We start from the raw sequence: 21,049 nt of genomic DNA on the forward strand, positions 1-21,049 counted from the left end.
TCACCTCATAGTTCTTATTTAAAATAGTTGACCATTTTATATCGTGAATACTCATCGAGCCAATCGCTGTATTTTTCATATATGGGTAATATCGTTTCCTTATTTGTTGCAATGACTTCGCAGCCTCTATCATCATAAATAAAAAAAATAACATTTTTAGTGATGTTTATAAAAAACACATCTGGATAGCTCGCAGCCGATCGAAATTTTGGTTTTAGCGGGAAATCTTCGTTACACGCTGCTTTAATAAGTAATGGATATTTAATGTCTTGTTTATAGCACTTTAAGGAAAATCTGGAAATAAAATAATTATCCGCTTCCTCATCATCAAATACATTGGGCAATGTTTCTTGCCTCAAACTGAGTTTTACATCTTTATTTTTTATATAGTGATGATAAACATTCATTTTCTTAGATTCGAAAGACTTGTGCTGATAAACATTCGTAACAAGAAACAGCTCATCTGAATCAGAGAAAAGTTCATTGAAAATAACCATCGCCTGACTATATACGTAGTCGAACATCTCAAGATGGAGACGACCATCGTCTTTAAATTGATACATCCCCGCTCCTAGTTCAAAGTGCATACCTATATGCCATTGATGATAAAGACTAGGCACCAATGTTATTCCTGGAAATGTATTCGTTAAATAATAATCTAAATCTATCATTGTTCACTCCACTCTTTATATCTTTTAGCCCTTCGTCTGGACAATAAGAAAGGACCAATAATTGGTCCTTTCTTGTCGCAAATATTTACAACTTGTTACACTGTAATATGTTTAACTACAGCCATTTCCTTACCGAACCGATGACCTTCATCGATAAAGCCTAGACTCGCGTATAGCTTATGTGCTCCCACATTTTCAGGATGATAACCGACAACAATGTTTTTGAAGTTCGGTAATGTAGCCATCTTCGAAATCATTAACTTAGTTGCAGCTTTACCTATACCTTTGCCTTGGAAGTCCTTATCCACCATAATTCTATATATCCAATAACCATCCAGTTCTTCTTGAACAGAATTGTACATTAAAAAACCGACCACTTTTTCTTCAAAGTAAATAGCATACGGCTTTAAAGTAGGCTCAAACTTTGATTGAGCTATTGATATGGCATTCGGTTCAATGTATTTTTGTTGCTCCATAGAAATCTCTAACGTACAACATTCGTACCAGTTTTCAGCATTTAATTCTACAATTTTTACATTTTCATTCATCATTATTTTCCCCTTTCAAAATACGGGGAAACGCCAGTTAATGAGTCGTTATCCCCTTGTTACCATTAAGAATATAAAATCTTGTATTTGTCATAATGAACGCCTCCTCTAACAACGATTACCTAAAATAGTATGCGTGCATTTTTAGGCTTTTTAATTATACCATTTTTTTCATAAAAAAACTTTTTGTAGTGAACCTATATTATTAATTCCAAAAAGAAATCTATTCTTCTTCTTCATATTTTTCAAAAACTAAATCATTTGCTTTAATCTGACCATATGACCCGCTACTTTTAGGAATAGCGGCAACAAATCTCCAGCCTTCTTTACTATACTTATCGATTAATTCTCTATGACTCTCCATTGTTAATAAACTAGCAACCTTGGCTTCTACATACTTATATTTATACATTTTTATACACCTCATCTTTTATGTAATTATAAACATGAACAATGTGAACCATAGTTTAATTATTTAGCTCAATACATAAAGAAAGAGCACAATTGTGTATTCGAGAATTGCGCCCATTTATTTTTTTACAATTGGTATATAAATATCAAAATGCGGATGATTCGGGTCATGGTCAACTGGGTAGTGTTCGTGTTTAATCGGCATGTTTAGATCATAGTAAACTACTCCAGCTTCTTTGTATGCGGTATAGTCACTATTGAATAACCATTGATGTAAATCCGTATAGGTTTTTTGAACATCTTCCCCTTTGCAATGTGTCGTCTTCACATACGTCCATTCAGGAACCCGTAGTTCAATCATGCCATCAGGAATTTCCTGCTCTTCACTCACTTGATACACCGAGTAATGTACGAACCCATTCTCAATCACATGATAAGATAAACCTAATAGAACATGAGGGTTGATCTTATTCCCTACCTCATCAGCACAGTCTTTAACTTGTTGAATGACGTTTTTTAAATTCGGCACAATTTCAGAAAATGTCCCTACCCATTTTAATCCTACTGTCCGATAGGCTGGTAATGTTACAATTTCATAACTCAATTTATTTTCTCCCATTTAATTGTTTGGCATTAATAAAAAACGTTGATCCAATTAAAAATAAGCCTAAACAAATGAACATCGATATCCCTGAATATTTATCATCAAATATTGTTGTGCTTACCAAAATAACTAGCATCATTAGTGCAAGCGTTACATATAAGCCTTTCATATATTTCATAAGTAATACCTCCTCATAGTTTTAAAGAGTACACCTATTGTTCATGATTTTTTCTAGTTTGAATAAAGATAATAAATCCGACAATTAAAACCGCAAATGCTCCCAAACCTCTATAGATATAGTAGATGTTACTTTTTTGGTAAGTATACTCGCCTTCTCTAATTGCTTTTATATAAAGACCACTTCCTATGTGGATTGCAATTGCAGTGTCTGTATCTATCCCATCAATTGAATAATATTTCGTCCCTTTTGGATAGACATTTGAAAAGTTGCCTTCATATTGTTCCATATCTGAATACTTCGTGACTTCTCCAATTTCCTTATTAATCTTTTCTACATATTCATCACTAATGACATAAATATAATCGTTCCAAACAACGAAAGGATATGCCCAACTTGTTGCCATTACATGACATGGAAATAATGAAAAAACGACAATTGCAGTAAATAAGAAAAGTCTTGTATACCTCAAGTATGACACTCCCTCAATATATTTACTGATTAGACGATTAAAGTCCAATATAGTTACAAATATTCACATAAATACAATTAAGAGTTATATATCGTAGGTTAAATAACGCAATTATTATAGATATTTTCTCCACTCTTGCCATGCTTCCAAGTAGGCATCTAAGTCGTGCGGATGTACTTTAAAGCAGACGCCAATCCGTGTGTATAACTGAAAAAGCACTTCATCTATAAGTCGTTCCTTTGAAAAAGAAGAATCGCTGTTCCACAACGCAAACGATGACAATAATGTCTTCATATTTAAGCTATCTGGAGAAGAGCAAAAGGCATAGGTAAAATCATAAATTTTTGGTCCAATTAACGGTGACGGATCAATCACACCGTTGATCTTATTATCCAAAAATACAAAATTGTGAACACCTGTATCTCCATGTAAATAATATTTCTCTTCTTGAATATGATAAGCACTTAATTTTTTTACCAATAGCTCTACTCTTTTATGGTCATCGAATGGTAGTATGTCTTCTAAGTTCTTTTGAGCAAATGCTAGACTACTCTCATTAAATTCTGACCAACCATTTCTATGAAGTCCATTGACCCGTCCCCATGGAGTGTCCTGATCCACCCGCTGGTATTGATTGAATAACTCTTTTATGATAATTTCCAGCCATTCCAACTTGGACCCTCTACTAAAATGCGTCTCTCCAGAAATATAAGAGTAGACAATAAATTCTTTGTTTACGTCTGTATAAAGTACATCAGGCAATAACTTTACATCACGATAAGCGGATAGAAAATCGTTAGTGGCAGTAATACTAGCTGGGTTATCAATTTTTATTACAAAGGTTGGCGTATTGTTCATGCAGAGAGTATATAATACGCCACTTGTCGTTCCACTTTTTAACGTTTCTAATGTTAGACGATTGTTACTTATCAAACCTTTATTTATTAGTATTTCAATGACTTCATTTATTTTCTCCATCTTCCATCCCTCATTGATAATGTTCGATGTAATTGCCCTTTTCAAAAATTTCATTTGCGTTTAGGGCGGTCCATTCCTCTGGCGTTACATTCGGGTGTAATTTAAGATAGGATTTAACCATTTTATAGCCCTCACTGTAGCCATATGAATATGGTAGGTCATCCCCTCCAAAATTAATTTCTTGTGACCGCTCTAAGTTAATACTATTTAAATCTCCTACAACTTTTGACCAATTTTCTCTGTTGTATTCAGAGTACATTAAAGTGTCATAATCATTAGGATATTCAGGATAAACTAATTTACTAAACATAACCGCCTTTCCTTCAAAAACTAAGTTATCCAAAATCGTGAATTTCATATCTTTTTTCACATACTTCTCAGCCCAAATACTATGATGATATTCGTGAGATATGCCAATTCTTATATCCTCTTCTGTATAATCTTTATTGTATAGCACTGTGATTTTCCCCGCCCCGACCGTTACCATATAAGCGTTTACATTAGTGGCAGGAAAAACACATACAGTCGTTTCTTTTTCGGATGGAATAAGGTCTGAAGATTTGAAAAGAGCTTCTTTTATAAGCTTTTCTGTTTCTTCCCTATCAATTTTTTCACTCAATAATTGATTTTCTGTTAATTGGTCGGGCGCTACGTTTAGTGCATAATGTGCCATATGAAGATATTCGCCCTTGTCAAAACAATCACTATAGATAGGTTCAATAACCTCATCTTGATAAATTTCTCGTTTTGATTGGTTTGGGTTACTTTCAACCTTATCTTGATAGTTGTCATAAAGTTTAAAGGCATTGATTATTTTATACTTTTGCTTTGATTGAGGGTGTTCAAAAGATGAAACGATACTTTCAACATCTTCTTTTTTATGAGATTCCTCTGTTTGTGTACAGGAAGCAAGCGTTAGAATTGTGCATATTAGTATAAATACAGCTATTATTTTTGGTAATTTTATCAATAAAATACAACCTTCCCAAAACTTATATTTTACCATATTTTTCATATAATTTTATTATTTCTTATGGATAATTAATATATATTCCGAATATCTTCCCAACCATAAACGAGTTCCGCGAGTTTTTTGCCTGCAATCTGAATTTCAACAGTATCTATCATCTTCCCCCCAAGTGTTTCATAAAAATGACGTGAAGGATTATCTTTCAAGACAAGCACAAGCATAGAACGCAATCCCAGCCCTTTCAATTCTTCAACGATTGCTGTAACAAGTGCTCTCCCAACACCTTGTCCTTGGTATTCTCTTAAAAGATAAATGGCATATAATTCACCCTCGAAATCAATATAGTTACCGCTTCTTTCTTTACCGCCAGAAGAAAAACCAATAATTTGCCCTACGTTATTTTCCGCTACAAATACAGCGTCATTTGAAATATTTTTTATCCATAGCTGTTCTCGATTTTCATACGATAAATTTGTTAAGTATTCATTAGGAACGATGTTAGCATATGTTGTTCTCCAACTGTCGACATGTACTTTCGCTATTCCTTTTGCATCTGATGTGACTGCTTCTCTAATTTTAAAATTTTTATCCATACGATACGTTCACTCCAATGGAGGTTGATATAATCTTATAGTAGTGATTTGCACAGATTTTGTGGCGATTTGACCACGGGTATCGGCGTTTCTCAGGGGTTTATCGACGTTTTACTCCTAGCTAGCGGCGATTCCCGAGGCTTCATCGGCGTTTTACTCCGAGCTAGCGGCAATTCCCAGGGGTTTATCGGCATTTTACTCCGAGCTAGCGGCGATTCCCGAGGCTTTATCGGCGTTTTACTCCTAGCTAGCGGCGTTTCCCGAGGCTTTATCGGCGTTTTGCTCCTGGCTAGCGGCGATTCCCGAAGCTTTATCGGCGTTTTACTCCTAGCTAGCGGCGATACACATTAGCCGTTAGCAAAATTTTTTCACTTTAAATCCACACATCATTTTCAGCAGTCATTTCGCTATTTGTATCACCTGTATTGACAACGCCTCTAGGCTCCACTAGCATTATTTGGCATTCCTTTTCAGCAAAAGGCTTATGCTCTACGCCCTTTGGTATGACGTACATTTCTCCTTTTGATAGTTTGACCTCACCATCTCGAAATGCGATTACCATCTCTCCATCCAGTACGATAAATACTTCATCTGTCTCTTGATGTTGATGCCATACAAAATCCCCTTGAATTTTGACTAGCTTAAACTGATAGTCATTCATTTCAGCAATGACTTTAGGAGACCACTGCTCAGTAAACTTTGATAACTTTTCACTTAAATTAATAGGTTGATAACCCATGTAAATACCTCCTTTTTTTCCTTATATTATATTTTATCAGATATTCTCAGTTTTTAATTTCAAATTTTCTATCTTTTCTCACATTAGCAATTAGAGGCCTTAAATTCTGAAAATTATGTTAAAATAGACGAAGACTGCAAGGAGGTTTTACATATGGCAATTGAAAAAGTACGCGAACATTTCGCACAATGGAATTTACAGCATAAAATACAGGAATTGAGCGAAAGCTCTGCAACCGTTGAAATGGCAGCACAGGCACTTGGATGTGAACCAGAGCGTATCGCTAAAACATTATCTTTTCTAGTGAATGACGGCGCTATTTTAATTGTAGCTGCGGGCGATGCTAAAATTGACAATGCGAAATATAAGGTCGTTTTTGGAACGAAAGCTAAAATGCTGGCTAAGGAAGAAGTCAATGAACGGATTGGTCATGATATCGGGGGAGTTTGCCCGTTTGGTATCAATGAAGGGGTTGCTGTTTACTTAGATGAATCGCTCAAGCGTTTCTCAACGGTATTCCCTGCCTGTGGTAGCAGCAATTCTGCAATTGAACTTACCATTCAGGAACTAGAAGCATATACACCTTACCAGCAATGGATTGATGTTTGTAAAGGGTGGAACGATTAATAAACTAAAAAATCCACTTAGCCTCCTACGTATATGGAAAGCTAAGTGGATTTTTACTTTAAAAGGACAGCTTTATAGCCGACAGCTAGCCAATGGGAATCCCATTCTGTAATTTGATTGCCTACTCTACAAGACAAGCCACATGCACGATTATCTGCAATAAAAGAACCGATTAGCCATTTCTTAGAATGGAAACCATCTGCTTGTTGAATGTTGATTGAGGGCATTTCTACGTATTGCTGGTAAATAAACAAATTATCATCATAATGATTGTACGCAGAACCATTCGTTTTAGAACCATCACTCGCATAAATTTCAACCGTATTTCCTTCACGAGAATAGACTGGCTTTTTTACATAAGGCACTCCATCTGCTAAAAATGGCTCTGCGGAAATATACGTTGGTAACATATATTTAGTAATTGCAGCACGCTCTTCCGCAGTAAATAGTAGCGGATCATTTTTACGCTCCCAAATTAGCCACAACAAAATTTTCGATTGTAGAACATATGCCGCTGGAGCATTTATAATCGCAAGCTGACGATTTTTCACAAGGTCCAGTAATTGCAAACCGATTCTTTCCCCATCAGGTGATAAATCATCTATAATAAATTCTACGGGATGTGCAGGGCGATACAAAATATCAATTCTGTCCATTGAAGGCGTATAGAGCCCTCTCTTTGCGTCGGGCGTATCCTCTGAAAAAATAATTAGCTTGTCGATAGGTACATATTCAATATCAAATGGCACACATGTTTTCAAAAACTGCACCTGACAATACTCCTCATAATCCTGTTGTGCCGTTTTACCTGTAATGACGATTGTAGGCTTTTTCACATCATCTAAATAATGCATAGCAGCAAAAAGTGCACCAGATAATGTTTTATGTAATGCAGTCACATCATTAGGATTTACTAATTGAAAGTGTTGACAAAGTTGGTCATTCATTTCAAACGTTTCTTGTACAAGAAATGGCGTTTCACCATTCAGTTCAAGACATTTAATGTTGCCATCCTCAGTACAAATAAAATCAAAGCGAGCAAGTATAGACTGCTGTTGTAAATAATCTAACCCAATATACGGTATCATTTCTGAACGAATGCCAAGAGCAACAAGCTGTTCAGCTGTTAAATGTTTAAATTGCTTTCCCACTTTTAAAAATATTTGCCAAAGAATGTTTGAAGCATAATAAATCTCATCAATTTTCTCCTTCGGCAGCTCCATCACATCATATAACGCGTACTCTAAATCTTCAAAATCAGAAAAGAAATTTGGAAATTGGCAATAGAATAATTGCCGTTGTTTACAATAAATATCATGTTCCATCGAGAATTCTCCTTTTTCAATCGTTAAGACGAAGAAGAGCCTCCCCTAGATGCGCCTCCTGATCCAAAACCTGATTTTCCAGATGATGAGCTATTCGAATACGAATTAGATGAACTCGTATTATTTGAAGATGAGCCTGAACTATTCGAATACGAACGCTGACCACTTGAATATGAATTCGTGTTATTCGTATTAGTATTCGTGCCACTAGACGTTGAGCTATTTGATGTCGAACTATTTGTAGTAGATTCCTTAGTAGTAGAACTAGAACCACTTGTTGTTATACCAGTTGAAGTTGAAGAGGAGCCCCCCGTTGTAATGCCATTTGAATCCGCTTTTGGAGTGTTCGACTTATTGGTAGTCGTTGTCGCAGCTCCTGCCGAACCCCTACTATAATCGTCTTTATCTGTTCCATTTTTTAAATTGCGGCTTTTATAAATGGCACTTCCAATCATCGCACCAGCAGTAGCATACATTAAGCCATTAAAGAAATGCTGGGCGTAATACGGTGAATTTTCATCTAAACATTCAAACGAACCATCCTCACCTTCTTGCCATTCATCACACGCATCAGCCATTTCGCTGTTATGTACATTAAGTAAATCCTCATCACTAGTAGGTTGATTATTATTTTCTGACGTATTCGTTGTCTTGACTGGTTCATTAGATTCTTCAATTGCTTGTGATTCCGTGTCGCCACACGCTGCTAATTGCATGACCAGAAATGATGCAGTGGTCACTGCCATATATTTTTTTACTTGTTTTGCCATAATCGTACGCTCCTTATTTTCCAATACCTATTTTACGAATAACCTAACATTTAGTTTCATTTAGCTTACAAATTTATACTATAAAATAATAGCACAATACTATTCCGATTAAAAAACGCCAAAGCAATGGTGCTCTGACGTTAAAATTATTATTTTGTTGGTATGTTTTTTCCGTATGTCATCCATCTCCACATTTTTTCCAATGGTCCTATTTTAAAAAACTTAAACCAAATGACACTAAAGAGGATTTGAGTTATAAAAATCATCATGGCTATAATGACAATATAGGAAGTCGAGGGCACTTCAAGCCCCAATAGAGCGATAATAGCTAACCCTATAAAACTTTGAGCAATATAATTTGTGAATGCCATTTGTCCGACACGACCAATCGGCTTTAAAAAAGTTACTATTTTTCTATTTTCTAAAATAAGGAATAAACAAGCTAAATAAAAGTACGTAGTCGGGACTACTCCTAAACCTAATAGTAAATGAAGTTTCGGATCCTCATTTTGAGATGCAATCCAAATCCAACTAGATATAGCGATTACTATAGGAAAAGTTACATAGAGCACCGCTTTTATTTGTTTAGCATGCTGTCTTACGTTGCTTATCCAGTCTGCTTTTGCAACTAGAAAACCTGTTAAAAACATAATAAAAATAGTTAAAATATCATTTCCGAATATATTAAAAATTGATGACAGGATACGTAAGTTCGGCAAAAACATTTGTCCAAGTATGCTGATAATGTATACAGCAATAATGCCAAAAAGCCAGTTGCGAATTGTAGAAATCTTCGCCCGATAAAATGGTAATAAGAAAAGACCAATGACTGCATATATAGACAAAATGGAGCCCCAGAAAATAAAGATATGAACAACCCCAATAACAAATAGCGCTAGTAAACGTCTTGCAAAACGCAACCGCGGCTTATCACCTCTTGCTTCAGCACGGGAAGCAAAAATATAAAAACCGACACCGAAAAGAAATGAAAAAATGGAAAAGAATTTTTTCTCAATGAAAATATCAATAAGCGTATCAATTATACTATTGAATTTACTATATGGAGGCAACGCTACGCCCTCAACTATCAATTGGTAGGCACCTACATTAATAAATAAAATCCCAAACAATGCTAAACCACGAATAATATCTAAGGCTATAATTCTTTCTTTTTGCGAAACGGATGGATTCATGCTGTACAACTCCTTATTTTTACTACTTTATTTTCATTCGTCTTGGCTATTATAGCTACGCGACCTTACAGCAGTTTTTTGATTAGCTTACAAAAACCTTAACTGCAGGATTTTCATTCATTTTAACGATTTATGTAAAATGGTAGTTTCTTATTCAAAGAATAAAAATGGTCTGTTTTCATTTCCTAGACCTTATACTTATAAGCACAATCGAATACACCAATAGCTAGTTGAATGGGAAAGTCCTTTCATTCTTTTTTGCGTTGTCACTAGTTTTTCATCCCTTTTCAAAAGTTAAGTCAACATAATTTATAGTAGATAAACTATTTCTGAAAAGAGGTGACCATGGTGAAGAGGAATAGAAGATTAAGATTTTGTTATCCTGGCTATAAATATTGCGGACCTGGATGTTCAGGACCTGGTTCACCAACAAATGCTGTTGATTCTTGCTGCAAAAAGCATGATGAATGTTATTCAAAATACGGCAGAACAAAAAACTGCGATGAATTGTTTCAGCAATGTTTATTAGCACATATGAACACAAACAGTAAAATGGGGAGAGATGCTAGACTTTTCCACAAAGTTTTTAATTTACGTAATAATTTTTTATAGGTGTTTTGTTTTCAGAATTGTTTGCGTGCCTGACACCGCTACGGGCACACACGAAAGCCGCAACTCACGCTAATGCGTGGTATTTTGCGGCTTTTGTTTTGTGCTATTTTTGTAAAAAGTCTACTAATTGTTTGCGTGCCTGACGCTCCACGGGTACTTTTACTTAATCGGAATCCAAATTTCCGAATAAAGATTTTCGCTTGATGGGTCCTCCTCCGTATAAACCTCTAATTCTGCTGTACCAGCAGGCTCATACGGATTGGATGGGAACCATTCAGAGAAAATTTGCTTCCATGCATTTTGCATCGCATCTGGCATCGGACCATGTACTTCAAACACAACCCATTTCGATGCTGGCACTTCCATCGCAAATAAATTTTCTGGTACATCCCCTATGTGATCTGTCCCAATCCAATAATCCATTAAATTATTTTCTTTATAGTTTTCGTCGGGAACACAAACACCAAGTACCCCTTTAATTTGTCCGTCATTCAGTGCAAATAATTGCTCGTCTATTCCTTGACGATTCACTTCATCCCAAAATAGAGGTATGCCCTGCAAATTCTCGCCATTTTGGCAATTATACGTTCTTTTCATTCCTACAACTTGGAACTTCTCTTTTTCTACAATATTATATTTCATTGGTTCTGCTCCCTTCAGACTCACCTGGATTACGAGGCGGTTATATGATTGTAATGGTCCTTGCTGTTTTCGTGCTTCACTCGGTGTTACATTATGTTGCTTTCGAAATGCTTTTGTAAAAGCTTCAGGAGAGTCGTAGCCATATTGGAAGGCGAGATCGATTACTTTGATGTCAGTATTAATTAACTCCTGTGCTGCTAATGTCAACCTTCTTCGTCGAATATAATCTGCAATTGACATATCCGTTAAAATAGAAAATGTTCGTTGAAAATGAAAAACAGATGCATTCACTTCGTTTGCAATTTGCTCTATTGTAATCGTTTCTTGTAAATGCTCTTCTATATAATTTATTGCCTTTTGAATCGACTCAATCCAACTCAAACTCAAATGCTCTCACTCCTTGTTTAAAGAATATCGAATTTTAGTTTTTTCTTCCTGTCTTTTTATGCTATCTTTGGACTGGTTCCCTCGGTTGTATGCATAGTCTACTACATATCACCCATTTTCCAAACCCTTACTTAAAAGTGCTACTGCTTCAATCATAATTTTTTATAAGACCCAATAATATCAAAATTTTAAGTAGAAGGATAAACATTTTAGTGAGCTAAAAGTGACAGCCTATCACAAATCACTACGGTTTAAAACTTTTCAATGTTGATATTTATTGAGGAAAGTATATAAATGAGCAATTTTATTAATTATTAGTAGATTCTTAGTATTTAATTAATTCCAAATAAACAGTATTATTAAGTATTATAGATATTTCATCTAATGACACAATACGCGGAGGATATGACGATGTTAGAGATAACAAAAGAAATAACAACAAACCCAAAAGAAAAACCAGCAGTAGACCAATTAGGTTTTGGTCAATTTTTTACAGATCATATGTTTATAGTCGATTATACAGAAGGCAAGGGCTGGCATGATCCACGCATTATCCCGTATCAGCCGCTTTCTATAGATCCTTCTGCAGCAGTTTTCCATTATGGACAAGCTGTATTTGAAGGATTAAAAGCATATGCAACAGTGGATAATGAAGTACTTTTATTCCGTCCTGACCGTAATTTTAGCCGCTTAAATCATTCGAATGAGCGTATTGTCATTCCAGCAATTGATGAAGAATTGGCGTTAGAGGCGTTAAAGCAGTTAGTAGCATTGGATCGTGAGTGGGTTCCTAAAGCACCAGGAACATCTCTTTATATCCGTCCATTTATTATTGCTACGGAGCCACACTTAGGCGTACACCCTTCTAATAATTATAAATTTATTATCATTATGTCTCCATCAGGCTCTTATTATAAAGAGGGCATTAATCCAGTAAAAATCATGGTGGAACAACATTTTGTACGTGCTGTTGCTGGTGGAACTGGCGAAGCAAAAACAGCTGGTAACTATGCGAGTGCGCTAAAAGGACAAGAAATTGCCCATAAGGAAGGCTACTCTCAAACATTATGGTTAGACGGTAAAGAACACCGTTACATCGAAGAAGTAGGCAGCATGAATATTTTCTTCAAAATAAATGGAACAGTTATCACACCAGCATTAAACGGAAGCATCTTACCAGGAATTACACGTAATTCAATGCTTCAAGTATTAAAGGCGAAAAACATTCCAGTCGAGGAACGTCGCATTTCAATCGACGAAGTGGTAGAGGCTTATCATAACGGCACTTTGGAAGAAGCATTTGGTACTGGAACAGCAGCGGTTATTTCGCCTGTCGGAGAATTAAAATGGCAAGATGAAAAAATAGTCATTAATAATGGTGAGATTGGTGAAGTTTCTCAGATGCTTTACGATACATTAACAGGCATCCAAAATGGCACGCTTGAAGATACATTTGGTTGGACGATTAAATTATAAAAATATACAAAAAGTGTTAGATTGGCCGCGGTCAATCTAACACTTTTTTACTGTCGTTTTTTGTAGCGCAACATAAGCCACAAATATAATCATCTCCACTTTTTTTGACCTTTAATGATATTGGAATAACACCAAAATCGTTGTATCTTTTTCGCTTTCCCAAAGCTCAACAAAAAAGCAATATCCATTTGGGAAATCATTTAAAGATGCCTCATCATCAAGGCAAATGTTATTTTTATACTTAGTATTCCATTCTGACTTAACATCCTGTATGTATAAACGCTCTAATGTACTTTTTCGTTCCGTTTGATAGTTACAGATAAATATGTCTTCTACTACGCCATTAAATATCATTTGTCCAAGTTCCTGTAACGTAATATTATTAGAGTAGACTTTACTTGCCACTACTACTTCATTGTTATAAATCTGATTTTTTTCCTTGTCTATGAAGTAGCCTTTTCTTAGCACAATGTTCACCTCTTCTAGTTTATTAATCGTCTAAGAAAAATCAAACATTAACTTTATAATTCAATGCTAACTCATCCCCAGGTAGTCCTCTTATCCCCCAGTTATGCTTTGGTGTTTCAAAAATAGTAATTTCTATATCTTGAGGAGCTATACTCAATTGATTGTTAATTTTTTCAAATAGCAATGCGAGTAAATGTTTTTTCGTTTCCATCGTTCGACCTTCGAACATACTAATTTCAATAATGGTATAGGCTTCAGTTCTTTCACTTGGAAAGTAAAAATCTTCTTTGTCCATTGGGAAAAAACGATGAAATTTCTTATCTGCTGGATATGCTAATGCCTCCATCATACAAGAATGAATAATAATCGATAACGTTTCCTTAATCGGATTTAATTTGTCCTTAACACCATAAATCTTAATTTGTCCCACCCTCATCTCACCTTTCTATTTTAACCTCCCCATTTCTATTCTATAAAAAATTAAGATATTCCTTTATTCCCTTTTGTAAGCCATCGTGTACTAATTATTGTTAAAATAAAATTACGAAATAATTATTAAAAGGGGAAATAGATTTGTTATATTATGTAATCGATGCATTTACTGAAACAATGTTTAGCGGGAATCCTGCTGGTGTCGTTATCCACGAAAATTTAAATGAAGTGTTTATGCAAAAATTCGCGACTGAAGTTCGCTTTTCAGAAACAGCCTTTATCAAAAAAATAGACAATAAAAATTTTGAAATCAAATTTTTTACTCCGACTTCACAGGTGGATCTTTGCGGGCATGCAACAGTTGCCTCCTTCAAAGCACTGCTTGATAGCAAAGCAATTGAAGATAACAATTCTTACTATATGAAAACACTCGCTGGTACTCTTGCCGTTGAGCTAAAACAATCATTCATTATGATGGAGCAAGCTGAACCTAAGCTTGGAAAAATATTTGATGATTACGATTCCTTATCAGCGCTTTTCAAAATAAATAAAAGCCAAATAGGCGATCAAACGTTTAATTTAGTACCTCAAGCCGCAAGTACAGGACTTTGGGATATTATGCTTCCAATAAAAACAAAAGATGCTTTGCATGCGTTAAATCCTGATTTTAAAGCACTTGCTGATTTTTCAAAAATTAATAACATAGGAGGAGTCCATGCATTTACGCTCGACACAGCAGAAGGAATTGCGGAGAGTCGAAACTTTTGCCCACTCTATGGGATTGATGAAGAAGCTGCCACAGGTACTTCAAATGCTGCATTAACCTATTATCTTTTCCATAACCAAGTATTAAACGAATTTAATCAAGAGTACAAATTCTTGCAAGGGGAAAGCATGGGCAGACCTTCTACGATTATGACTAAATTAATACATAAAAATAATCCACGTGTAATGGTCGGTGGGAATGCAGTTATATTAACAAAAGGTAAGCTATACTAAGCGGGAACTATATGGACTAGAGAACGCCACTAAACTGCGTAATGGAATTTGCAGATCGACTCCATTACGCGTTACTTGGTTGTTTACCCAATCTTGAATAAATCGAGCTTGATGAATGTTTAAATGCGGTAGGTTGTTACAATCAAAGAATCGATGCTCGTGACTTTCTTCAGAGCGTTGAATTAATTCCCCTGAAAAATGGCTTGTATGAAAAATAATTTGAACACTGAAAACTTGATCGCCATTCGGATATAAAGCAAATCCCTCTTTACCAGAATAAATACCAAACAAATCTAAATGTTCGACTATTAATCCTGTTTCCTCAAAAGTTTCTCTTACAGCCGCTTCAAGGAACGACTCTCCAGGCTCTAAAATGCCACCTGGTATGCCCCAAACATCTCGATCCGTTCGATGTTGTAATAATATTTGATTGTCCTGTTCAAGTATCACGCCACAGCCTACAGTTATTAACATTTCATTGCCAATAAGCTGCCTCATTGTTTCTATATAACTCATCTTTTCCTCCTTGATACCATAAGTAATTTAATCCTTCGCTTCCCTTTTCAGTTATTTCACTGTTAATGCAATCAATATTACAGTGAATTTACCAATTGGCAAATTCACGATAATATGTAAATATAATTATATATGTAAAATTATAGTAATCAAGAAATACATAGCAGAAAGGAATAAATTATAGTGAATATTGAGTGCACACGCTATCGCGTGAAACAAGGAAAATCAGATAAAGTCAAAGAGTGGTTGGCTTTCTTGAATGATAATATGGATGATGTACTCGTTACTCTTGAAGGCGAGCGTATGTATGTTGAAACCATTTTTCGAGAAGTTTTAAACGGAGAGGAATATTTGTATTGGTATGTTGTTCAAGGGACAGATGGCATAAATGTCGATGAATCAGAACATTGGCTTGATAAAAAGCACATAGAATACTGGGATGAATGTATTGATAAGACCTTTAAACCTGTAGAGTTACAAACTGAAGTAGTCATGATTCCTGAGAAAGTGCGAAATTCTATGAAGTAAACAATGGGGCGTTTATCCAAGAAGGATTAACGCTCTTTTTTGTGGTTGACTTCATTAATCCAAGAGCACAGGTTTCTTCAGTAACTTTATTTTTTTGATTTTCGCATTGAATATACAGTCATACTTTAGGGCAAGAATAACTTATCAAAATCTATTATGAGGTGAACTATGAAAAAATTAATTATCGGTACTTTTACAGCAATTTTAACAACAGGATTACTGTTCGGTTGTGGTACATCGAAAGAAGACAAAACAGAACCCAACGATACTGAAGCACCTTCAACACATAAAGATCACATGGATGACGAAAATAAAACGGATGACACTTCAAAGGAGTAAGACTTCCATAAGTTCAATAGACATAAAAAAAACCAGCTCAAATAACTAGAGCTGGTTTTAAAACGTTGAAATCATCGTAGTAATCACTGGTTACCTCTTGTCAATCGCCGATAAAACTCAAGAAATCGCCGGTTACCCCGTGTCAATCGCCGATAAAACTCAAGAAGTCGCCGGTTACCCCGTGTCAATCGCCGATAACCCCTTCCTAATACATCGTCAAATACTCATCACGTTCCCAGTCGTGGACGCGTGTGCGGTATTTGTTCCATTCGATTTCCTTCGCTTCTGTGAACTTCTCAAATATATGATTGCCAAGTGCGTCGCGTACAGTATGATCCATCTCTAGTTCAAGTAGGGCGTATTCTAGAGAAGAAGGTAAACTATCTATGCCATTTAATTCACGATCCGCGCGATTCATTTTATAAATATTTCGATCCACAGCATCTGGAGGTGTTAAACCTTTCCGTATCCCATCAAGTCCAGATGCTAAAATAACAGCCATCGCTAAATAGGGGTTCGCCGCGGGGTCAACAGAACGTAATTCGATACGAGTTGAAAGTCCTCGTGCTGCTGGGATGCGAATAAGTGGTGAGCGGTTTTGAGCTGACCAAGCTACATAGCATGGTGCCTCATAGCCTGGGACTAAACGTTTATATGAATTTACTAGAGGGTTTGTCACTGCTGTAAAGCCGTGAACATGCTTCATAATCCCTGCCATAAAGCTGCGAGCCGTCTCGCTTAATTGTAATTCTGCATGTTCATCATAGAAGGCATTTTTATCTCCTTCAAACAATGAAAGATTGAAATGCATCCCTGAGCCATTCACACCAAATAGCGGTTTTGGCATAAAGGTTGCATGTAATCCATGCTGTGCTGCTACTGTCTTTACGACTAGTTTGAACGTTTGAATATTATCGCACGCTTCAATAGCACTTGCATATTTAAAATCAATTTCGTGCTGACCAGGTGCGACTTCGTGGTGAGACGCTTCAATTTCAAAGCCCATGCCCTCTAACTCAAGCACAATATCACGCCGACAGTTCTCGCCTAAATCAGTAGGTGCTAAATCGAAATACCCTCCGCTATCATTTAATTCAAGCGTTGGATGCCCTTTTTCATCCAGTTTGAATAAGAAAAATTCTGGCTCTGGACCAAGGTTAAACGAGCTAAAGCCTAACTCTTCCATTTCCTTTAATACGCGCTTAAGATTGGAGCGTGGATCACCTTCAAACGCTGTACCATCTGGTCGTGCAATATCACAGATAAAGCGCGCTACCTTACCTCTTTCTGCTGTCCAAGGAAAGATAACGAATGTATCTAAGTCAGGGCGTAAATACATATCAGACTCCTCAATACGAACAAACCCTTCAATTGATGAACCATCAAACATGACCTTATTGTCTAATGCTTTCGCTAATTGACTAACTGGTACTTCCACATTTTTTATTGAGCCCAATATATCAGTAAATTGTAGGCGAATAAATTTCACATTTTCTTCTTTCACCATGCGGATAATATCATCTTTTGTATGATGTTTCATTCTTCACCACTCCAATTTGTCATTTTTCTTAACGTGTTTTTTTATAACTGCTTTTAAAGTACACTAAAACAACAAACAAGCGCAATGGGCATGTAATGTTTTCTTACATACATTTTTTCGAATAAAACTATCTTTATTTTAGATGTATAGATATATTAGATTAGACCTACATTTATCTTTCCGCCAAAATAAAACTTAATGATTAATTAAACAATCCTCATATAGAACATTAGCCTTGCATTATTTATATTTTACTGGTACATTATAAGCGAAATATAATTTAAATAGTACCTTATAGGATATTTTCACTATTTTATATATCAATCCCTATTAAAGTAATTGAATTATTCGAAAGTAGCTTTTATAATAATGACGTCGGTGGATAAAGGCCTTTTGATTCCATCCAGTACCAAATAAAACTCCGTTTCAAATGGTCTAAACTACCAAATTGAAGTAAACTTCGCAAACTCCAGGCAAATGATTGCGCATCGCCTTAAAATTCCTATACAACGTACTGTCACCAACATTAAGTATCCATATATTCAGAAGATACATAGACTTACAAGCTTTTTACTGCTATAGGGGTGACACAAACCATAGGGTGAAAACCGTATTAGTCAACGATATTCATTCCTTTATCACACATAACTATTTTTTATATAAATGACATTAACTCTCAGTTAGTAATCTTAAAATACGTGAATTTCTTAAACACCGCTAATGTATAGAAAACACAATACCTATTATACTGGTTGGGTTTAGACATGCGTTTTCATTCCTATTCTTTCTCAATATAATGGCGATGACCTATTTAACTTTACTTACATCATTTGCGAAAATGTAAATGTAATTTCACGCACAAGATAGGTGATTGGTAATGAAATTTACACTGCGAGTTCAAGCAAATCGACAAGCAGTTCATTTTATCGATAAGGTAATGGAAATTTATACAACTCATTATAATTTACCCTTTGGTAGAGAATTACGATTTGTTTTACATGAACTAGTCATTAATGCAGTTGAAGCGACGGAAAAAATCGGTACAACCCCTCTTTTAAACACAATTGAAGTTCATGTTACACATGGTGATGAGGAGATTATGTTAACTGTCACCGATGAAGCGAATGGCATTACCAAACATGATTTAATGAAGGCTTTACAATTCGATTTTAACCAATATAATTACACAGATCGTGGTCGAGGATTATTTTTTGTTAAAAATATGGTCGATCATATTTGGTTTAAACATATTTCGAACACAAAATTTTTAGTCGGTGTTTCAAAGAAAATTCATGGATAAGTACATCTGAAATTTGGAGGGACTTTTAAATGAAATGGACGATACGAAAAAAAATTAATTTACTCATCTTTACCTGTATGTTTCTAATGGTATCCATACTAGCAATCATTAATTATATTGGAGCAAAAAAGAATTTTTTAGAAAGTGCGGATGCGAAAATTTTATCCGACTTGCAGTTAAGCTTTAAGTATTTTGATGTAATCGCACCTGGCGACTGGACTATCAAAAATAACGAATTGTTTAAAGGTGATATTAAAATTAATGATAATTTCGCCATTGTGGATGAAATTGAAGAACTAGCAGACGGTAACATTGTGACCATCTTTCAGCACGATACACGAGTAAATACAACGGTAGTCGAAAATGGTGTGCGACAAGTAAACACAAAGGCTCCTGAAGAACTTATTACTACGGTATTAGAGCAGAAAGGACGTTATATTGGCTCAGCAAATGTATTAGGGATAATGTATCAAATAGCGACCGAACCGATTATGAACAGCAACGGTGAGGTCATTGGGATGTGGTCGACTGGTACACCATCAGCGCCCTATATTAATATCGCTAAAAAATATGTAATGGAAAACATTTCTATTTTAATAGGCATTGCCATTTTAATGTTTGTCAGCATTAGTTGGCTTTTACAGCGCCAAATTATTGCACCAATTAATCAATTAAGTTTGAATGCTAAAGAACTTGCTAATTTAAATTTAAACGTAAAAATAGTAAAGCCTAAAGGAAATGATGAAATCGCCAATTTAGCCCAAGCCTTTCATCATATGAAACAACGTTTAACAGAAACTATAACCATTGTCTCGCATAGCGCAAATCAAATAGCTACATCCTCGCAAACATTAGCCGAATCATCACACCAAACAAGTGCAACTTCAAACCAAATTGCTTTAACAATGAACGACATTTCAAATGGTACCACCATTCAATCTGATCAGGCTGAACGCATTGTCATAATGATGAAAAAAACGATCGAGGAAGTAACCAATAGTTTAAAAAAGGCAGAAACAACTTTAAATAGGGCGATTCAATCTACTTATATCGCTCGAAAAGGAGAAGATGCAATTAATGAAGCAATCAAACATTTAAATACAGTCACTCATACGGTTTCATATGCTACCGATTCGATTCAAAAACTAGGCAAACGCTCTGAAGAAATAGGTGGTATTATAACTGTCATAACTGGTATTGCGGAGCAAACAAATTTATTAGCCTTAAACGCCGCCATCGAAGCTGCTCGAGCTGGAGAGCAAGGAAAGGGCTTTGCTGTAGTCGCCTCTGAAGTTCGTCAGCTCGCTGAGCAGTCGAGTATGGCTTCTGGTCAAATTACAGATTTAATTAAAAACATACAAGCCGAAACCGCAGTGACCGTTCGAACTATGGAAAGTAATTTACTAGCAGTAGAGGAACAAGTGAATATCATTAGCAAAGGTGGACATGCCTTACAAGAAATCGTTGAACATGTTGTTGAAACAGAACAAGGTGTGAACCAAATGAAATCCGCATTCACGCATGTCAGTGACAATTCATTAGCTGTTCAACAGGCAATACAAGATATCTCACGCATTCTTGAAGATTCTGCGGCGGCTTCTGAAGAAATGGCCGCTACGTCTGAAGAGCAACATGCAACTGTAGCTGAAATCTCATTAAAATCAGAGGAATTGGAAGAAATTTCTACAAAGCTTCAAAACGAAGTGAATAAATTTAAATTTTAATCGATCA

26 protein-coding genes are annotated in these 21,049 nt (G+C 35.7%); 8 read left to right on the plus strand and 18 right to left on the minus strand.

Annotated elements, in window-relative coordinates:
• Positions 1-14: 14 nt before the first annotated feature.
• The 10 genes from JNUCC52_RS06920 to JNUCC52_RS06965 form a co-directional block, all read right to left on the minus strand.
• Entirely contained in the window at positions 15-671 is a 657-nt protein-coding gene (locus JNUCC52_RS06920; RefSeq protein ID WP_337981775.1) for a DUF3885 domain-containing protein, read from the minus strand.
• 95 nt (positions 672-766) lie between these two features.
• Positions 767-1,222 (minus strand): GNAT family N-acetyltransferase, encoded by a 456-nt coding sequence (locus JNUCC52_RS06925; RefSeq protein ID WP_173478298.1) that lies wholly within the window; start codon positions 1,220-1,222, stop codon positions 767-769.
• 220 nt (positions 1,223-1,442) lie between these two features.
• Positions 1,443-1,631, minus strand: a complete 189-nt coding sequence (locus JNUCC52_RS06930) for a DUF4177 domain-containing protein (protein WP_173478297.1) — start codon at positions 1,629-1,631, stop codon at positions 1,443-1,445.
• Between the two features lie 117 nt (positions 1,632-1,748).
• A complete protein-coding gene (locus JNUCC52_RS06935; RefSeq protein WP_337981776.1) occupies positions 1,749-2,234 on the minus strand; it encodes a GyrI-like domain-containing protein in 486 nt (161 codons plus the stop codon).
• 1 nt (position 2,235) lies between these two features.
• Positions 2,236-2,412 (minus strand): hypothetical protein, encoded by a 177-nt coding sequence (locus JNUCC52_RS06940; protein ID WP_173478295.1) that lies wholly within the window; start codon positions 2,410-2,412, stop codon positions 2,236-2,238.
• 34 nt (positions 2,413-2,446) lie between these two features.
• On the minus strand, positions 2,447-2,884 hold the full coding sequence (locus tag JNUCC52_RS06945) for a hypothetical protein (RefSeq protein WP_337981777.1): 438 nt from the start codon (positions 2,882-2,884) through the stop codon (positions 2,447-2,449).
• 114 nt (positions 2,885-2,998) lie between these two features.
• Positions 2,999-3,862: a protein kinase family protein gene (locus JNUCC52_RS06950; RefSeq protein ID WP_337981778.1), complete on the minus strand. Its 864-nt coding sequence runs from the start codon at positions 3,860-3,862 to the stop codon at positions 2,999-3,001.
• Between the two features lie 10 nt (positions 3,863-3,872).
• Positions 3,873-4,829, minus strand: coding sequence for a DUF2268 domain-containing putative Zn-dependent protease (locus tag JNUCC52_RS06955; protein WP_443136920.1), 957 nt, complete (start codon positions 4,827-4,829; stop codon positions 3,873-3,875).
• Positions 4,830-4,903: 74 nt separating this feature from the next.
• The gene (locus JNUCC52_RS06960; protein WP_173478293.1) at positions 4,904-5,425 is read right to left on the minus strand and encodes a GNAT family N-acetyltransferase; all 522 of its coding nucleotides are present in this window, start codon (positions 5,423-5,425) and stop codon (positions 4,904-4,906) included.
• Positions 5,426-5,798: 373 nt separating this feature from the next.
• Positions 5,799-6,164: a cupin domain-containing protein gene (locus tag JNUCC52_RS06965; RefSeq protein WP_337981780.1), complete on the minus strand. Its 366-nt coding sequence runs from the start codon at positions 6,162-6,164 to the stop codon at positions 5,799-5,801.
• Positions 6,165-6,317: 153 nt separating this feature from the next.
• Here JNUCC52_RS06965 and JNUCC52_RS06970 point away from each other — a divergent pair, with 153 nt between their 5' ends.
• Positions 6,318-6,791: a YbaK/EbsC family protein gene (locus tag JNUCC52_RS06970; protein ID WP_173478291.1), complete on the plus strand. Its 474-nt coding sequence runs from the start codon at positions 6,318-6,320 to the stop codon at positions 6,789-6,791.
• A 53-nt stretch (positions 6,792-6,844) separates the two neighbouring features.
• Here the strand turns inward: JNUCC52_RS06970 and JNUCC52_RS06975 are convergent, their stop codons facing one another.
• From JNUCC52_RS06975 to JNUCC52_RS06985, 3 genes are all read right to left on the minus strand, one after another.
• Positions 6,845-8,116 carry a glutathionylspermidine synthase family protein gene (locus tag JNUCC52_RS06975; protein ID WP_337981781.1) on the minus strand — a complete coding sequence of 424 codons (1,272 nt, stop codon included), beginning with the start codon at positions 8,114-8,116 and terminating at the stop codon, positions 6,845-6,847.
• A gap of 23 nt (positions 8,117-8,139) precedes the next feature.
• Positions 8,140-8,886: a hypothetical protein gene (locus JNUCC52_RS06980; protein ID WP_173478289.1), complete on the minus strand. Its 747-nt coding sequence runs from the start codon at positions 8,884-8,886 to the stop codon at positions 8,140-8,142.
• A 149-nt stretch (positions 8,887-9,035) separates the two neighbouring features.
• Positions 9,036-10,079, minus strand: a complete 1,044-nt coding sequence (locus JNUCC52_RS06985; RefSeq protein WP_337981782.1) for a DUF418 domain-containing protein — start codon at positions 10,077-10,079, stop codon at positions 9,036-9,038.
• Between the two features lie 345 nt (positions 10,080-10,424).
• On the opposite strand from JNUCC52_RS06985, the gene JNUCC52_RS06990 reads away from it, so the two are divergent.
• Positions 10,425-10,691 carry a phospholipase A2 family protein gene (locus JNUCC52_RS06990; protein ID WP_173478287.1) on the plus strand — a complete coding sequence of 89 codons (267 nt, stop codon included), beginning with the start codon at positions 10,425-10,427 and terminating at the stop codon, positions 10,689-10,691.
• A gap of 159 nt (positions 10,692-10,850) precedes the next feature.
• Here the strand turns inward: JNUCC52_RS06990 and JNUCC52_RS06995 are convergent, their stop codons facing one another.
• Entirely contained in the window at positions 10,851-11,714 is an 864-nt protein-coding gene (locus JNUCC52_RS06995) for an AraC family transcriptional regulator (protein ID WP_337982198.1), read from the minus strand.
• Positions 11,715-12,125: 411 nt separating this feature from the next.
• Between JNUCC52_RS06995 and JNUCC52_RS07000 the strand changes: the two genes are divergently transcribed.
• A complete protein-coding gene (locus tag JNUCC52_RS07000; protein WP_228134423.1) occupies positions 12,126-13,196 on the plus strand; it encodes a branched-chain amino acid aminotransferase in 1,071 nt (356 codons plus the stop codon).
• Positions 13,197-13,307: 111 nt separating this feature from the next.
• On the opposite strand, the gene JNUCC52_RS07005 is transcribed toward JNUCC52_RS07000, so the two are convergent.
• Both JNUCC52_RS07005 and JNUCC52_RS07010 read right to left on the minus strand, forming a co-directional pair.
• On the minus strand, positions 13,308-13,664 hold the full coding sequence (locus tag JNUCC52_RS07005; protein WP_337981783.1) for a hypothetical protein: 357 nt from the start codon (positions 13,662-13,664) through the stop codon (positions 13,308-13,310).
• A gap of 40 nt (positions 13,665-13,704) precedes the next feature.
• Positions 13,705-14,094: a tautomerase family protein gene (locus JNUCC52_RS07010; protein ID WP_337981784.1), complete on the minus strand. Its 390-nt coding sequence runs from the start codon at positions 14,092-14,094 to the stop codon at positions 13,705-13,707.
• A 143-nt stretch (positions 14,095-14,237) separates the two neighbouring features.
• Here JNUCC52_RS07010 and JNUCC52_RS07015 point away from each other — a divergent pair, with 143 nt between their 5' ends.
• Positions 14,238-15,095, plus strand: a complete 858-nt coding sequence (locus tag JNUCC52_RS07015; protein WP_337981785.1) for a PhzF family phenazine biosynthesis protein — start codon at positions 14,238-14,240, stop codon at positions 15,093-15,095.
• Here the strand turns inward: JNUCC52_RS07015 and JNUCC52_RS07020 are convergent.
• Positions 15,087-15,611, minus strand: coding sequence for an NUDIX hydrolase (locus tag JNUCC52_RS07020; RefSeq protein ID WP_337981786.1), 525 nt, complete (start codon positions 15,609-15,611; stop codon positions 15,087-15,089). The two genes, JNUCC52_RS07015 and JNUCC52_RS07020, sit on opposite strands and share 9 nt — an antisense overlap.
• Before the next feature lie 183 nt (positions 15,612-15,794).
• Between JNUCC52_RS07020 and JNUCC52_RS07025 the strand changes: the two genes are divergently transcribed.
• Both JNUCC52_RS07025 and JNUCC52_RS07030 read left to right on the plus strand, forming a co-directional pair.
• Positions 15,795-16,139 carry a DUF6176 family protein gene (locus JNUCC52_RS07025; protein ID WP_337981787.1) on the plus strand — a complete coding sequence of 115 codons (345 nt, stop codon included), beginning with the start codon at positions 15,795-15,797 and terminating at the stop codon, positions 16,137-16,139.
• Positions 16,140-16,307: 168 nt separating this feature from the next.
• A complete protein-coding gene (locus tag JNUCC52_RS07030; protein WP_173478282.1) occupies positions 16,308-16,478 on the plus strand; it encodes a hypothetical protein in 171 nt (56 codons plus the stop codon).
• Positions 16,479-16,683: 205 nt separating this feature from the next.
• Here JNUCC52_RS07030 and glnA read toward each other — a convergent pair whose 3' ends face one another.
• Positions 16,684-18,018, minus strand: a complete 1,335-nt coding sequence (gene glnA / locus JNUCC52_RS07035; RefSeq protein WP_173478281.1) for a type I glutamate--ammonia ligase — start codon at positions 18,016-18,018, stop codon at positions 16,684-16,686.
• Between the two features lie 877 nt (positions 18,019-18,895).
• On the opposite strand from glnA, the gene JNUCC52_RS07040 reads away from it, so the two are divergent.
• Positions 18,896-19,318 (plus strand): ATP-binding protein, encoded by a 423-nt coding sequence (locus JNUCC52_RS07040; RefSeq protein ID WP_173478280.1) that lies wholly within the window; start codon positions 18,896-18,898, stop codon positions 19,316-19,318.
• A gap of 29 nt (positions 19,319-19,347) precedes the next feature.
• A complete protein-coding gene (locus JNUCC52_RS07045) occupies positions 19,348-21,042 on the plus strand; it encodes a methyl-accepting chemotaxis protein (protein WP_173478279.1) in 1,695 nt (564 codons plus the stop codon).
• Positions 21,043-21,049: the final 7 nt, after the last annotated feature.

The organism is Lysinibacillus sp. JNUCC-52 (genome assembly GCF_015999545.1).
Taxonomy (GTDB): Bacteria; Bacillota; Bacilli; order Bacillales_A; family Planococcaceae; genus Lysinibacillus.

Bases quoted from the DNA above. Each gene is read 5' to 3' on its own strand.
- JNUCC52_RS06920 (WP_337981775.1), bottom strand. From the start codon at position 671: ATGATAGATTTAGATTATTATTTAACGAATACATTTCCAGGAATAACA.
- JNUCC52_RS06925 (WP_173478298.1), bottom strand. From the start codon at position 1,222: ATGATGAATGAAAATGTAAAAATTGTAGAATTAAATGCTGAAAACTGG.
- JNUCC52_RS06930 (WP_173478297.1), bottom strand. From the start codon at position 1,631: ATGTATAAATATAAGTATGTAGAAGCCAAGGTTGCTAGTTTATTAACA.
- JNUCC52_RS06940 (WP_173478295.1), bottom strand. From the start codon at position 2,412: ATGAAATATATGAAAGGCTTATATGTAACGCTTGCACTAATGATGCTA.
- JNUCC52_RS06950 (WP_337981778.1), bottom strand. From the start codon at position 3,862: ATGGAGAAAATAAATGAAGTCATTGAAATACTAATAAATAAAGGTTTG.
- JNUCC52_RS06960 (WP_173478293.1), bottom strand. From the start codon at position 5,425: ATGGATAAAAATTTTAAAATTAGAGAAGCAGTCACATCAGATGCAAAA.
- JNUCC52_RS06965 (WP_337981780.1), bottom strand. From the start codon at position 6,164: ATGGGTTATCAACCTATTAATTTAAGTGAAAAGTTATCAAAGTTTACT.
- JNUCC52_RS06970 (WP_173478291.1), top strand. From the start codon at position 6,318: ATGGCAATTGAAAAAGTACGCGAACATTTCGCACAATGGAATTTACAG.
- JNUCC52_RS06975 (WP_337981781.1), bottom strand. From the start codon at position 8,116: ATGGAACATGATATTTATTGTAAACAACGGCAATTATTCTATTGCCAA.
- JNUCC52_RS06980 (WP_173478289.1), bottom strand. From the start codon at position 8,886: ATGGCAAAACAAGTAAAAAAATATATGGCAGTGACCACTGCATCATTT.
- JNUCC52_RS06985 (WP_337981782.1), bottom strand. From the start codon at position 10,079: ATGAATCCATCCGTTTCGCAAAAAGAAAGAATTATAGCCTTAGATATT.
- JNUCC52_RS06990 (WP_173478287.1), top strand. From the start codon at position 10,425: ATGGTGAAGAGGAATAGAAGATTAAGATTTTGTTATCCTGGCTATAAA.
- JNUCC52_RS07000 (WP_228134423.1), top strand. From the start codon at position 12,126: ATGACGATGTTAGAGATAACAAAAGAAATAACAACAAACCCAAAAGAA.
- JNUCC52_RS07020 (WP_337981786.1), bottom strand. From the start codon at position 15,611: ATGAGTTATATAGAAACAATGAGGCAGCTTATTGGCAATGAAATGTTA.
- JNUCC52_RS07030 (WP_173478282.1), top strand. From the start codon at position 16,308: ATGAAAAAATTAATTATCGGTACTTTTACAGCAATTTTAACAACAGGA.
- glnA (WP_173478281.1), bottom strand. From the start codon at position 18,018: ATGAAACATCATACAAAAGATGATATTATCCGCATGGTGAAAGAAGAA.
- JNUCC52_RS07040 (WP_173478280.1), top strand. From the start codon at position 18,896: ATGAAATTTACACTGCGAGTTCAAGCAAATCGACAAGCAGTTCATTTT.
- JNUCC52_RS07045 (WP_173478279.1), top strand. From the start codon at position 19,348: ATGAAATGGACGATACGAAAAAAAATTAATTTACTCATCTTTACCTGT.